The organism is Amorphus sp. MBR-141, assembly GCF_053628695.1.
Window position 1 is genome coordinate 1 of record NZ_JBRJGW010000048.1, and the last position, 12,073, is coordinate 12,073.

12 protein-coding genes and 1 pseudogene are annotated in these 12,073 nt (G+C 61.0%); 7 read left to right on the top strand and 6 right to left on the bottom strand.

Features of this window, described 5'->3' with window-relative positions; genetic code table 11:
• Positions 1-511 precede the first annotated feature (511 nt).
• The 6 genes from ACSSVZ_RS27050 (at position 512) to ACSSVZ_RS27075 (ending at position 5,987) form a co-directional block, all read left to right on the top strand.
• On the top strand, positions 512-997 hold the full coding sequence (locus tag ACSSVZ_RS27050) for a hypothetical protein (RefSeq protein ID WP_453973975.1): 486 nt from the start codon (positions 512-514) through the stop codon (positions 995-997).
• A 526-nt stretch (positions 998-1,523) separates the two neighbouring features.
• Positions 1,524-2,975: a TolC family protein gene (locus ACSSVZ_RS27055; protein WP_453973976.1), complete on the top strand. Its 1,452-nt coding sequence runs from the start codon at positions 1,524-1,526 to the stop codon at positions 2,973-2,975.
• A gap of 19 nt (positions 2,976-2,994) precedes the next feature.
• Entirely contained in the window at positions 2,995-4,386 is a 1,392-nt protein-coding gene (locus ACSSVZ_RS27060; protein WP_453973986.1) for a multicopper oxidase family protein, read from the top strand.
• A 46-nt stretch (positions 4,387-4,432) separates the two neighbouring features.
• Entirely contained in the window at positions 4,433-4,921 is a 489-nt protein-coding gene (locus ACSSVZ_RS27065) for a cupredoxin domain-containing protein (RefSeq protein WP_453973977.1), read from the top strand.
• 25 nt (positions 4,922-4,946) lie between these two features.
• Positions 4,947-5,231: a copper-binding protein gene (locus ACSSVZ_RS27070; RefSeq protein WP_453973978.1), complete on the top strand. Its 285-nt coding sequence runs from the start codon at positions 4,947-4,949 to the stop codon at positions 5,229-5,231.
• A gap of 321 nt (positions 5,232-5,552) precedes the next feature.
• Positions 5,553-5,987 (top strand): hypothetical protein, encoded by a 435-nt coding sequence (locus ACSSVZ_RS27075; RefSeq protein ID WP_453973979.1) that lies wholly within the window; start codon positions 5,553-5,555, stop codon positions 5,985-5,987.
• 141 nt (positions 5,988-6,128) lie between these two features.
• On the opposite strand, the gene ACSSVZ_RS27080 is transcribed toward ACSSVZ_RS27075, so the two are convergent.
• The 6 genes and pseudogenes from ACSSVZ_RS27080 to ACSSVZ_RS27105 form a co-directional block, all read right to left on the bottom strand.
• Entirely contained in the window at positions 6,129-6,380 is a 252-nt protein-coding gene (locus ACSSVZ_RS27080) for an integrase core domain-containing protein (protein WP_453973980.1), read from the bottom strand.
• Positions 6,310-6,678, bottom strand: a pseudogene (locus tag ACSSVZ_RS27085) (integrase core domain-containing protein); the annotation flags it as partial. The gene ACSSVZ_RS27080 and the pseudogene ACSSVZ_RS27085, both read right to left, overlap by 71 nt.
• A 278-nt stretch (positions 6,679-6,956) precedes the next feature.
• Entirely contained in the window at positions 6,957-7,697 is a 741-nt protein-coding gene (locus ACSSVZ_RS27090) for an SDR family oxidoreductase (RefSeq protein WP_453973981.1), read from the bottom strand.
• A 34-nt stretch (positions 7,698-7,731) separates the two neighbouring features.
• Entirely contained in the window at positions 7,732-8,328 is a 597-nt protein-coding gene (locus ACSSVZ_RS27095) for a flavodoxin (RefSeq protein ID WP_453973982.1), read from the bottom strand.
• Between the two features lie 17 nt (positions 8,329-8,345).
• Positions 8,346-9,332: an aldo/keto reductase gene (locus ACSSVZ_RS27100; RefSeq protein WP_453973983.1), complete on the bottom strand. Its 987-nt coding sequence runs from the start codon at positions 9,330-9,332 to the stop codon at positions 8,346-8,348.
• A 24-nt stretch (positions 9,333-9,356) separates the two neighbouring features.
• Entirely contained in the window at positions 9,357-10,772 is a 1,416-nt protein-coding gene (locus tag ACSSVZ_RS27105) for an MFS transporter (RefSeq protein WP_453973984.1), read from the bottom strand.
• A 384-nt stretch (positions 10,773-11,156) separates the two neighbouring features.
• On the opposite strand from ACSSVZ_RS27105, the gene ACSSVZ_RS27110 reads away from it, so the two are divergent.
• Positions 11,157-11,813: an NADPH-dependent F420 reductase gene (locus tag ACSSVZ_RS27110; protein WP_453973985.1), complete on the top strand. Its 657-nt coding sequence runs from the start codon at positions 11,157-11,159 to the stop codon at positions 11,811-11,813.
• The last annotated feature ends 260 nt before the right edge of the window (positions 11,814-12,073 follow it).

Below are 12,073 nucleotides of genomic sequence, written 5' to 3' on the forward strand. Positions count from 1 at the left end.
GGTCACCTTACCCTGGCGCCGTGTCGGCACATCCGCCGGCCCTAACCGCCGGACTCTAACTCTACGCCCCGGCCACCTCGATGGGGCAGGCCAATGAAAGCAACCGATCAGCGCACGAGACCAACAGCCCTTGCCAAGGGGGCGTCTACACATGATTCAGATCCGACCCCTCGAGGGAATCCCATTTCCGATTCAGATCCCAAATGACACGCTCTCTAGCCTTCCGCTCTACACGGCTGCTTGACCGGCAAGCAGCCGGTTCGGCCCTAGCCGCGATACATACTGGAGGTAAAGGCATTGTGCCAGAACATCATGGCCACGCCCAACGCTGTAGGCGCGGTCGTTACTCTCGAATCCGGCCATATCGTTGTCGGTCTCCCATCAAATCGGTCCGCGGCCGCCGCTTGGTGCCCATAGAAAGTGACGCGGCGCACTCGAAAGCCGCAGTTTGAACCAGCACGGCTGCCCAGCGAATGTCCATGAGGGCTGAAGCTGGACATCAACGAAAGCGGTGTTCGGCCAAAGAGATCATTTTTTCCGCGACGGCTCTGACGGATATTTGAACGATTTAGCGTGGACTGAAAGTGCGATTTTGAATATCAAACTACCCATGGCGATTCGAGAGCATAAAATGGGTGTGGTAGGGAGGCTGTTCGCAGCAATCTTCCTCTGTCTGTCCATGCTTTTCGCTCAATCCGCGCATGCGGGCGTTGTCATCAAATCTGCTCCTGCGAAGATGGCGATTGCCTCCGTCTCCACTCTCGCAACTGATGCTCACCACCTCTCTCCCGAGGCCATGGCTCAGATACCGCTGAACCACGAGCATTCATCCAAAATGATGGATGGAAAATGCGTGATGGACTGCCATTCGGTGTTTTTGACATCGGGCAGCGATCGAGTTTCCAGACGGGTGCTGGCGAGGAAAGATCCGCCTGCAACGATTGCCACAATGATCGGTGGCCTGTCCCCGTCACACGATCGACCTCCCAGAACCTGATGCTTTCGGCTGCGTTTGCGTAGCCATCAGTGGATGACACGCATTTTGGCGCTGTCGCCCGGTGAAGACGATCGCTTCTGTGCGCCTCGCGCCGTCTTGTAGCGGTCCTCGGCATTTCTGCACCTTCGAGGCGCGCGGGCGTTGCTACCCCGCTCCCAACGGGTGCGACCATCAGGTTCTTCATGTTTCGCATCATCAGCGTCGGCTTGTCCGGCCTGCTCCTCGCAGGCTGCGTGGCCAACACGCCCTGGGGACTTCCCCAAATCTCTCTCGCGGAGTCCCCGGACAATCCTGCAGTTGTGTCGCAGGAATCCGACTATCGATCTGTAATCGGTAGCTACACGTTAAGGGTACCCAGCGAGCCACGCCGCTTTCGCGATACTGGCGTCGATATCGAGCCGGTTACTGGTAGTACACCAACGCCCTCCGGAGGTACCGCTTCGCCCGACGCAAAGTCATTGGCCACGTCGAGTGACGACATGGCGGGAATGAACCATGCTGGTTCGGTCATCGGAGGGTCGGCGCAATGAGAATGCCGATACGCGCTGCTACCGTGGCACTTCTCCCTATTTTCGTTGCCGGTTGCGTCGGTGTTCAGCAGAACAGCGACACCAAGTCGGGGTTTGCACTTGTCAGCGACAAGACCGGCCTGACGCTAGGCAAGCAGACGGTTTGGGTCCAAAATCGAAGCGACTCGGCATCGGTGAATGCTCAAGTCCGCCAACTTCTCGCAACAAAGTACGTGGACGCCGATGCTGCGGTTCAGGTGGCTCTTCTCAACAACAAGAGTCTTCAGGCGGAATACGCCGAGATCGGCATGTCAGTGGCGGATCTATGGCAGGAGAGCCTTCCGACTAATCCGACCCTTGCTGTCAGCTATATGGGGATCGGCGGGCTTCGGACCCTAGAGGGCGTTATCGCATCCAACATCATTCGCCTTCTCACGCGCGATAGACGTCTCGGCATAGCCGAAATCCGCCTGTTGCAGGCGCAGCTTCGCGCATTCGAGGCAACTTTGGCGATTGCAACCGAAACCCGGGTTGCATGGATTGAGGCGGTGGCCGCTTGGGAGACTGTCGCCAATCTCAATCAAGCGAAGATTGCTGCGGACGCTGCTGCTGAACTTGCAGCCGAGCTAGGCCGTACTGGGGCATTTCCTAAAGTGGAACAGGCACGGGAGCAGGCATTTTACGCGGAACTGACGGCTCAAACGTCTGAGGCCCGACTCGAAGCTCAGCTCGCCAAAGAAAAGCTCGTGCGGCTCATGGGCGTTTGGGGACAGGACCTGAGTTTTGAGGTCCCGAACGCATTGCCGCGGATCCCGTCGAAGCCGGGCGTAAAGAGTAAGATCGAGGCGGAGGCTCTTCGCAACCGGGTTGATCTCCAAGTCGCCCGCTTGCAACTTGACGCTTTAGCCAAGTCTTATGGTCTGACGACTGCAACACGGTATGTGAGCGACCTTGAACTCGCAGCCGGCCCTGAAGTGGAGCAAGAAGTTGAGGAAACCGAGTATGGTGGCGAAAAGCGCTCCAACGAGTTGACCGCGATTGTCGAAGTCAGCCTTGAAATACCGATCTTCGATAGTGGGCAAGCGCGACTTCGAAAGGCCGAATTCGCCTATCTCCAAGCGGCGAATATCTTCGCGGCAAAGTCCGTCGGTATCCGCTCGGAAGCGCGGTCAGCCTACAAGGCATATCGATCGCGGTACGACATCGCCCGGCATTACAGTTCGAACATCGTCCCCCTGCGCACGACAATCGAGAAGGAAGCGCTGCTCACCTACAACGGGATGATCACCTCCACGTTCGAGCTGTTGGCAGACACTCGCGCCAAGCTGAATGCCATTCTTCTCTCTCTAAATGCCAAACGAGCCTTCTATTTGGCCGACGCGGGTCTCACCGCGGCGATCTATGGCGGCGGTGAAGTCGACTCCGGAGGCGGCGCTGAATCCGCTGCGGCCGGCGGCGATGACGACTGACCTTAACGGAGTCTTGAGCATGTTTTCACGAAGAGCGTTTATGGGAGCCGGCATGGCTCTCGCCGGTGCCACAGCGTGGTCCAAAACCTCAGCCATGGCGCTCCCCGAAGCGCCGACTATGGAGGATGCGGTAACTCGGCCGCCCATGCGTCCGTCGACCGGGCCCGATTACAATCCGGTCGTCACGCTGAATGGCTGGTCGCTGCCATTCCGCATGAACAACGGAATCAAGGAATTTCACCTGATCGCAGAACCCGTCGAGCGCGAGATGGGCGAAGGGATGACCGCGTATCTCTGGGGCTACAACGGACAGGCACCCGGACCGACGATTGAGTGCGTGGAGGGCGATCGGGTTCGCATCTTCGTATCGAACCGGCTGCATGAGCACACGACCGTGCATTGGCACGGGCTGATCCTGCCCAACGGGATGGATGGTGTCACTGGGTTAACTCAACCGGGGATTCCGCCGGGCAAGACCTTCGTCTACGAATTCGACGCCGTGAAGAGTGGAACGTTCATGTACCATCCGCACGGCGATGAAATGGTACAGATGGCGATGGGGATGATGGGGATGTTCATCATCCACCCCAAAGATCCGACCTTCATGCGGGTCGATCGCGACTTCGTCTTTCTGTTGTCCGCTTACGACATTGATCCGGGCGCCTTCGTGCCGAAGGTCATGGAGATGACAGACTTCAATCTCTGGACCATCAACAGCCGAGTCTTTCCCGACGTGGCCCCACTGGTCGCCGCGAAGAATGATCGTGTCCGTGTGCGCGTCGGCAATCTGACGATGACCAATCACCCGATCCATATGCACGGCTACGACTTTGAGGTGACCTGTACCGATGGGGGGTGGGTTCGGCCGGAAGCCCGGTGGCCTGAGGTCACCATCGACATTCCCGTAGGCGCTATGCGTGCCTACGAGTTTGACGCCGTCCATCCGGGTGATTGGGCGCTGCATTGCCACAAATCGCATCACACGATGAATGCAATGGGGCACGATATTCCGACCCCAATTGGTGCGGACAAGGCCAAGGTCGCGCGCATGATCCGCAAGGTTCAGCCCGACTACATGCCGATGGGCGAAACGGGCATGGCTGAAATGGCTGAGATGGCAATGCCACTCCCCGATAACACAATCCCCATGATGGCGGGGTGGGGTCAGTTCGGCTCGCTCGAAATGGGGGGCATGTTCACGGTGATGAAGGTACGCGAGGGCTTGGCTGCAGACGACTATGCCGATCCTGGCGACTACCAGAACCCACCGGGTACCGTCGCCTACGAATGGACTGGGCAGTTGCCCGCCGCTGCGCAAGCGCCTGATCCGAGCGCGCAGGGCGGTGCCTTGAAATCTTCCTCCGCCCGCTCGCTACGGAATGTAGCGGGGGAAGGTCACTCCGGAAATTGACGACCGGAGATCACAATCCTGAGAACTGAAACCAATGAGGAATACGATGAGAATTAAGTATATCGCTGGGCTCACGCTCGCGACGATGATGGCTGCTTCCCCTGCCTTGGCTTCGGGAAAGCATGCTGGCGGGCATGACGATGGAATGGCGATCGGAAAACCCGGAAATGCCGCCGATGTCACTCGCACAATTCGCGTCTCGATGGTTGAGACGGACGCCGGTGCGATGCTCTTCGAGCCAGCCGAAATTAAGGTTCAAGAGGGCGAAACGGTCCGCTTCCAGGTCGCCAATTCCGGCGAGCTTGACCACGAGTTCGTCATGGACACGCCCGACGCGATCAAGGAGCACAAAGCGCTCATGGAGCGGTTTCCTGAAATGGAACATGCCGACCCGAACTCAGCGCGGCTGTCGCCCGGTGCCGACGGCGAGATCGTCTGGACATTCACCAAAGCCGGAGCCTTCGAGTTCGCCTGTCTGATCCCGGGGCACTACGAAAGCGGAATGCATGGCCCGCTTGTCGTTAGCTATCAGTGACAACTCTTAAAGAAGGAACGTCAGAATGAAGACCCTGATCCGTCTCGCGGTCGCCGCGATACTCACGGTCTCGGCCGCTGGCATTGCCGGCGCCGCAGAGTACACCAAAGGTGTGGTCCAGAAGGTCGACACCAAAGCAAGCAAACTGACCATCAAACACCAGGAGCTGAAAAACCTCGATATGCCGGCGATGACAATGGTCTTCGCCGTTTCTGATCCGAAAATGATCGACGAAGTAGAGGAAGGCGAGTCCGTTGAATTCGTAGCGGAACGTCTGCGCGGCAAGCTCACAGTCGTAGACCTGAAATGAGTTCTTGCTGCGCGGCTCTCTGGGCCGGGCGGTAGTCCTCCAACTGCTGAGGCGAGGGATTTAAGGTGTCCATCGTCTCAGCAGATGCCTCTTTGTCTATCGCTCTCTCAATGCGCACTGCGTAGCGTTCGAACCCTCACCGTAAGATTGGAATTCAATTCTTCCGCGCGGAACTTTACGATCATTCCGTGATGTTCACAAAGACTCAAGCTCGGAAGTGTTTAGTTCGAAGCAAGGAATTGAATCGGTGAAGTGGACTAATTAATTGTGCTGTTGGTAAAAGAAAATCGATCGCACCCGGGTTGTGGAAGGAGTTGTAATATGTTTCTGAGGATGAGCCTTCTGTCCATAAGTGTCGTCCTTGCGGCCGCTACTGCTCAGGCGGCCGGATTCTTGCCGAACTTCGAGGTTGAAGCCGATGTTGACATCAAAAATTTCGCCGTTAACCGGACAGAAGATCCCTCGTGGCTGCGGGTTTCATTCGTTCTTGAGAACGCAGGTGCGCAACCGGTTCGATTAAATCGGGTGACGGTAGGCGGGAACCATGCTGAAATCTTTGTTGGCGGTGCGCCAGTCGATCAATCGTGGCCCGGATTCTTGGTGCTTTATGATGAAATTCTAGATTTCTCAACGTCTCACCTCGTTGCAAAGATTCGATCCGACGGTTTATCTTTGGAAGATTCCAATCATGTCGTTGTGGAAATGGGGATTAATGGCGCGGACGCACCAATATCAATTCACCGCATCGTGTGGTGAATGATTGATTTACTTCGCTAGAAAAAGTCTACTCTATATGACCTGAGCCCCTTCTTCCCTCCAGCAATTCGGAGAGTCTCGGATTTCGTTGCTCTGAGCCCCAAGCTTGGATCGCTGGCTCCTGGAGCTTCCCGGCTCTGATCAGGGTGACGGGCTGGTTGCGCCACCGGGATTATGCAGGTCGATCGGGACGTTGTACCCGATCGCGCTGTGGGGTCTGACCTCGTTGTAGTCTCTGCGCCAATCCTCCAGCTTTTCGCGGGCATCGGCATGCTCCGATACCATTCTCTGGACCGGCGGAAGGTAGAGTTTCCGGGCCTTTTCACGATGGCGGGCTGGTGGCGCCATCGGGATTGAGCAACGAGATCGGGACCTTGTGTCCGATCGCCCCATGCAGGCGCACCTCGTTGTAGTATCTGCGCCAATCCTCCATCTTTTCGACCGCATCGGCAAGCGTCAGGAACCAGTGGGCGTTTAAGCACTCCGCCCGGAAGCGACCGTTGAAGGCTTCGATATACGCGTTTTCTGTCGGCTTTCCCAGCCGGCTGAAGTCGAGCGTCACGCCTTTCGCATAGGCCCACAGGTCGAGGTCGCGGGAGACGAACTCGGAGCCTTGGTCGACGCGGATCGTCTTCGGATAGCCGATCCTCGGGCACACATGCTCCAGCGCCCGGACCACGTCCTCGGCGCGCAAGCCAGGAAGCGGGGTGCGTTCAAGGGCGGAAAGAGACGGCTCGATCGCGCTGAGATCCTCAGACTGCACAGTTCGGGGCTGAGTGTTGTAGCGATCGCCGAAGTCATTCGTTGTTCTCGAATGCAGGTCTATCGGATTCTGAGAGACATGCAGTAGCCGGCCTGCCGAGCGACGCGCTGAGCTTGGATTTGGCCGGAAGCGGATTGTCAGCAATGGCGTTGCTCCTCGGGCATCGCGGCCGTTCGAGCGAGGTTGCCTTCCCCCGACTCCCCCGGCTAGCGCACCTGTGCGGTTGGGCGGAACAGGATCTCGTTGATGTCGACCTCTTCCGGCTGGCTCATGGCGAACGCCACGCAGCGCGCGAAGCTCGAGGAAGGAATCGCGACCTTCCGATAGAAGTCGCTGACCCACTCCGAAACGCCCTCGGCTCTTACCGACGCCGGGAGCTCGGTGTCTATCGCGCCCGGAGACAGGACGGTGGTGCGGATATTGTAGTCTTTGACTTCCTGGCGCAGCGCCTCGGAGATCACGCGGACCGAATACTTGGTTGCCGAGTAGATTGCGCCGTCCGGGCTGATCGTGTGGCCGGCCACCGACGAGACGTTGATGAACTGGCCACCCTTCTGCGCCTTGAAATGTGGCAACGCGGCAGCAATTCCCCAGAGCACACCCTTGATGTTGACGTCGATGGCCTGGTTCCACTCGTCGAACCGCTCCATCTCCAGTGGAGACAATGGCATCAACCCCGCATTGTTGATCATCACGTCGATCCTGCCGAACGTCTCGACGCCGAAGTCAACGAAGGCCTTCACGGCCTCGCGGTCTGTCACGTCCAACCGGTAGACGGCGGCGTTCTCGCGTCCCAGCTCGGCAGCGAGCGCCTCAAGCCGGTCCATCCGGCGAGCGCCGAGAACGACCCTGGCTCCTTGCGCGACCAGGTGGCGCGCCGTCTCGGCCCCGAGCCCCGAACTCGCGCCGGTGATGACGACGACCTTGCCCTCTATCCCTTGTGTCATATCGCTTTCCGTCTGTGCTCCGCATACGTCGGCGCTAGCCGGCGGGCTCGATCTCGCCGAGCCATTCGGTGACCCGCTCGACGACACGCTTCTCCTGCTCGCCTTCCATCGAGAAGCCCTCGACGAGATTAGCGTCGGGCACGTGGTCGGCGACAACCTGGAGGCTCGAGCCGATCCCGTAGCCGCCGTGAACGACGAACGGCACGAGCGTCTTGCCCGCCAGGTCGTGCGCCGAGAGAAAGGACCGGATGACCGGTGGCGCGGTCATCCCCCAGATTGGGAAACCCAGGAACACCGTGTCGTAGGTCCCGAGATCGGGGGCTCTTTCCGCAAGCGGCGGTTCGTAGCCCGCCTCCCTCTCCCGCGTCGCCTGGGCAACGGTTTCCTCGTAGTCCTCCGGATAGGTGTCGGCGGGGCGAATCTCGAAGAGGTCCGCCTTGCGGGCGAGGGCGATCTTCCTGGCGACCAGGCGCGTGTTGCCTGAACGCGAGAAGAACGCGACGAGCGTGTCGCTCCGCCCGTACTGGCTCCGGGCCTCCGCCGCGCCGGCGAGCGAGCCTATGCCGGCAAGCGGCATCGCCGATGCGCTGATGAGAACGCTCCGCCTGGTTATCTTGCCTGATCCTGTCATTGAGCTGTCTCCTCGCTTCAGCGGCCGGTGGTCGCCATCAGGGTCTCGGGATAGCGCTCGCCCTGGATGTCGATCTCCGCGAGCGCGGCGTTGATCCGGGAGAGGTCGCCGACCTCGAGCTCGATCTCGGCGGCACCCAAATTCTCCTCGAGGCGATGGAGCTTCGTCGTCCCGGGGATCGGCACGATCCAGGGCTTCTTCGCGAGGAGCCACGCGAGCGCGATCTGGGCAGGCGTCGCCTGCTTCTCGTCGGCGATGAGCTTAAGGAGGTCCACGAGCGCCTGGTTCTTCTCCATGGCCTCGGGGGTGAACCGCGGCAGGAGTGCGCGGAAGTCGTTCTCGCTGATCTTCGTGTCCTTGCCCATCGTGCCCGTCAGGAAGCCCTTGCCGAGGGGGCTGTAGGGCACGAGGCCGATGCCGAGTTCCTCGCACGCGTCGAGAATCCCGTTCGTCTCGACGCCGCGGGTCCACAGCGAGTACTCGTTCTGCAGCGCGGAGATCGGCTGAACCGCGTGGGCGCGTCGGACTGTCTCGGCACCCGGCTCCGACAGGCCGAAATGCTTCACCTTGCCCTCGGCGATCAGCTCCTTCACGGCACCTGCGACGTCCTCGATCGGCACCTCCGGGTCCACACGGTGCTGGTAGAAAAGGTCTATCCGCTCTATGCCGAGCCGCTTCAGGGACGCGTCTGCCACCTCCTTGATGTGCTCGGGACGGCTGTTCATGCCGGACTGCCTCCCGTCGACGATGTTGAAGCCGAACTTCGTGGCGATCACGACCTGGTCGCGGACGGGCCGAAGCGCTTCGCCGACCACTTCCTCGTTGACGAACGGCCCGTAGACTTCGGCGGTGTCGAAAAAGGTGACGCCGCGCTCGTGCGCCGCGCGGATCATGGCGACGGCCTCATCCCTGGGGAGGGTGTTCGCATAGCCGAAGCTCAGACCCATGCAGCCATAGCCGAGCGCGGAAACTTCGAGGCCTTGTCCAAGGGTTCTCTTCTGCATGACGTGTTCCTCCATTCTTGAGGGTCAGTGTCCGCCGGGCCGGGGTTGCCGGACGAACACGAGTGAGACGACGAGGCCGAGCGTCAGGAGGACGCCGGCGCCGAAGATGGCGTGCGAGATCTGGTGCGCGAGGCCGGCCTCGCCTTTAAGCGAGGTGCTCGCGGAAGCCGCGAAAACAGTCGTCAGGATGCTGAGCCCGAGCGAGCCGCCGAGTTGGTGTGCCACGTTGACGGCGCCGGACGCCGCGCCCTGGTTGCGGCCCGAGACGGCCGTGACGCCGGCCACGGTGAGAGGCCCGAGGCCACCGCCATTGCCGAGACCGACCAGGATCATCGGCAGCGCGATGTCGTCCCAGTAGTCGGGGCTCTGGCCCGCGAAGGAGAGCCAGACCATGCCGATCGCCATCAGGGCCAAGGAGACGCAGAGGAGCCAGGCATTGCCCCAGGCCCTGGTCAGGCGCGGCACCATCAGGGCCGCCGCGAAGGTCGGGATCGTCATCGGCAGGAAGCCGAAGCCGGCCTCGATGGGGCTGAACCCCATGACGTTCTGCATCAGCTGTGTCTCGTACACGAAGAACGTCATGGCTGCGCCGACGAAGCACATGCGGGCCACATAGGCGCCCGAGCGCACGCGGCTGGCGAAGATGGCCAGCGGCAGGAGGGGGTCGCGGCTGCGCCCCTCGTGCCAGACGAAGACGCCGAGAGTCGCAGCTGCGAACGCCATGGCGAGGAGGACGAACGGGTCGCCGAAGCCCTGGTCCGCAATCCGGATGATGCCCCATACGAGCGCGACCATCCCGATGGTCGAGCTAACCGCGCCGCCAATGTCGAGCCTGCCTTCGCCCCGCTCGGTCCGATCGAGCACGATCCGCGCACCAATCCAGAGGCACAGGCCGATCGGCGCATTGATCAGGAAGCCGACACGCCAGGACAGCGTGCCCGCGAAGATGCCGCCGAGCACGAGCCCGAGACTCGACCCCGCGCCCGCCACCATCGCGTACCAGGCCATGGCCCGCGACCGCGGCTCGCCGTCGGGAAAGTTGACCGAGATGAGCGACAGAACCGACGGCGCGATGATCGAGGCCCCGACGCCCTGCACGGCACGGGCCGCGATCAGTTCGGCCGGCGTCTGCGCGACACCGATCACCAGTGACGAAAGCGAGAAGAGTGCGATGCCCCAGAGCAACATCCGCTTGAAGCCGAATAGGTCGCCGGCACGGGCCGAGAGGAGCAGGAAGCCGCCGAAGCAGAGCATGTAGGCGTTCTGCACCCAGGTGAGGCCGACCGGGCTCATCTGCATGGTCTGGCCGATGTCGGGCAGGCCGGTGAAGATGATCGAGAGGTCGAGGACGATCAGCAGGTAGCCCGTAAGCACGACCGCCAGCACGGCATATGGACTGGCCGCCACGCGGGATGAAGCATGGTCAGCGATGGCTGTCATGGGGCATCGGCCTCCGCGCCGAGATAGTCCTGAGGAAGTGGGTCAGGAGTGCCGCCGTTCCGGGCAGATCGTGGCCACCGGTCGGTTCGGGGATGTCAAAAGTCTTGAGCAGGAAGATAGGCCTCACCAATTGCTCGAATTAGACGCTATATCTCGAATGGGTTTATCGACTTCGGATATGAAACAAGCGCGCAGATCACCCCGGTGCTCAGGGGTCGTCGCCGTCATCGCAGCGCCCGATTGATCTTCTTGAGGTATCAGGCCTTGCAGGATTCAGCGTCTAATCCGAAGGCTCTTCCCGCCCCACCTTTCCATCCAGACGAACCCAATCCGCGGTAGCCGCTGGCTGCGCGCGGGCCGTACTTCTGGACGGAGAGTCTCGACATGTCTGCTTCGGATACGGATCGTCCAACGAAGATCGGCGTCATTGGCGCGGGATGGCTTGGTGGGACGGTTGGCCGCGCCCTCGCAGAGGCGGGCCATGAGGTCGTGTTCGCCTCGCGCCACCCGGAGAGCCTTTCCCCCCTGACAGACGGACTGCGGAACGCCCGTGCCGGCACGCCGCAGGAGGCCGCTGCGTTCGGCGACGTAGTCCTTTTCGCGACGCCTTACGATGCGCTCGCCTCCTACGGACGCACTCTTTCCGCCGAATTGCGCGGCAAAATTGTCCTCGATGCCACGAACCCGAGACCGGACAAGGAACGCGGACGATCGGCCTATGAGCGCGGTGTGGCGCAGACGAGCACCGAGCTCCTCCCGGGCACGCGCCTCGTGCGCTGCTTCAGCGCCGTCGATGCGACCTGCATCGGGCAACAGCACGGCTACTCCGAGCGGGAGGCACTGGCGGTCCCCCTCGCAAGCGACGACAAGGACGCGCTCGCGGTCGCCAGCGATGTCGTCCGCGACACGGGCTGCATTCCCGTAGTGACGGGCGGCCTGGCGAGCTCCCGCATCTTCCAGAGAGGCGGCCCCGGCTTCCGCGCAAACACGGGGGAGCGCAACTTGCGCATTCTGCTCGAGCCACTGCCCTTCGACGGCTGAGAAGACCTCCCGTGCCATGGGGCCGACAGCCGCTTTTCCCGCCTTCGCCGACGTTGGGTTTCCGTTCGAGGGATCGGCGACAACGGACTGGCGTCCGCAATTCACGTCGGTCGCACCCACTCCGCCCGTCGTGGCCGAAAGGAGAAAGACATGACCACTACCGCCCTAGGTCACCGACTCATAAGACCTGAGCCAGATACGCAGAGATGCGAGCTGGATAGAGGCGAGGAAGTTATCGTCTCGCTTGTCGTATCGGGTGG

What these genes read in the sequence shown, in the direction of transcription:
- ACSSVZ_RS27055 (WP_453973976.1), top strand. Translation starts at nt 1,524, where the DNA reads ATGAGAATGCCGATACGCGCTGCTACCGTGGCACTTCTCCCTATTTTC.
- ACSSVZ_RS27060 (WP_453973986.1), top strand. Translation starts at nt 2,995, where the DNA reads ATGTTTTCACGAAGAGCGTTTATGGGAGCCGGCATGGCTCTCGCCGGT.
- ACSSVZ_RS27065 (WP_453973977.1), top strand. Translation starts at nt 4,433, where the DNA reads ATGAGAATTAAGTATATCGCTGGGCTCACGCTCGCGACGATGATGGCT.
- ACSSVZ_RS27070 (WP_453973978.1), top strand. Translation starts at nt 4,947, where the DNA reads ATGAAGACCCTGATCCGTCTCGCGGTCGCCGCGATACTCACGGTCTCG.
- ACSSVZ_RS27075 (WP_453973979.1), top strand. Translation starts at nt 5,553, where the DNA reads ATGTTTCTGAGGATGAGCCTTCTGTCCATAAGTGTCGTCCTTGCGGCC.
- ACSSVZ_RS27080 (WP_453973980.1), bottom strand. Translation starts at nt 6,380, where the DNA reads ATGGGGCGATCGGACACAAGGTCCCGATCTCGTTGCTCAATCCCGATG.
- ACSSVZ_RS27090 (WP_453973981.1), bottom strand. Translation starts at nt 7,697, where the DNA reads ATGACACAAGGGATAGAGGGCAAGGTCGTCGTCATCACCGGCGCGAGT.
- ACSSVZ_RS27095 (WP_453973982.1), bottom strand. Translation starts at nt 8,328, where the DNA reads ATGACAGGATCAGGCAAGATAACCAGGCGGAGCGTTCTCATCAGCGCA.
- ACSSVZ_RS27100 (WP_453973983.1), bottom strand. Translation starts at nt 9,332, where the DNA reads ATGCAGAAGAGAACCCTTGGACAAGGCCTCGAAGTTTCCGCGCTCGGC.
- ACSSVZ_RS27105 (WP_453973984.1), bottom strand. Translation starts at nt 10,772, where the DNA reads ATGACAGCCATCGCTGACCATGCTTCATCCCGCGTGGCGGCCAGTCCA.
- ACSSVZ_RS27110 (WP_453973985.1), top strand. Translation starts at nt 11,157, where the DNA reads ATGTCTGCTTCGGATACGGATCGTCCAACGAAGATCGGCGTCATTGGC.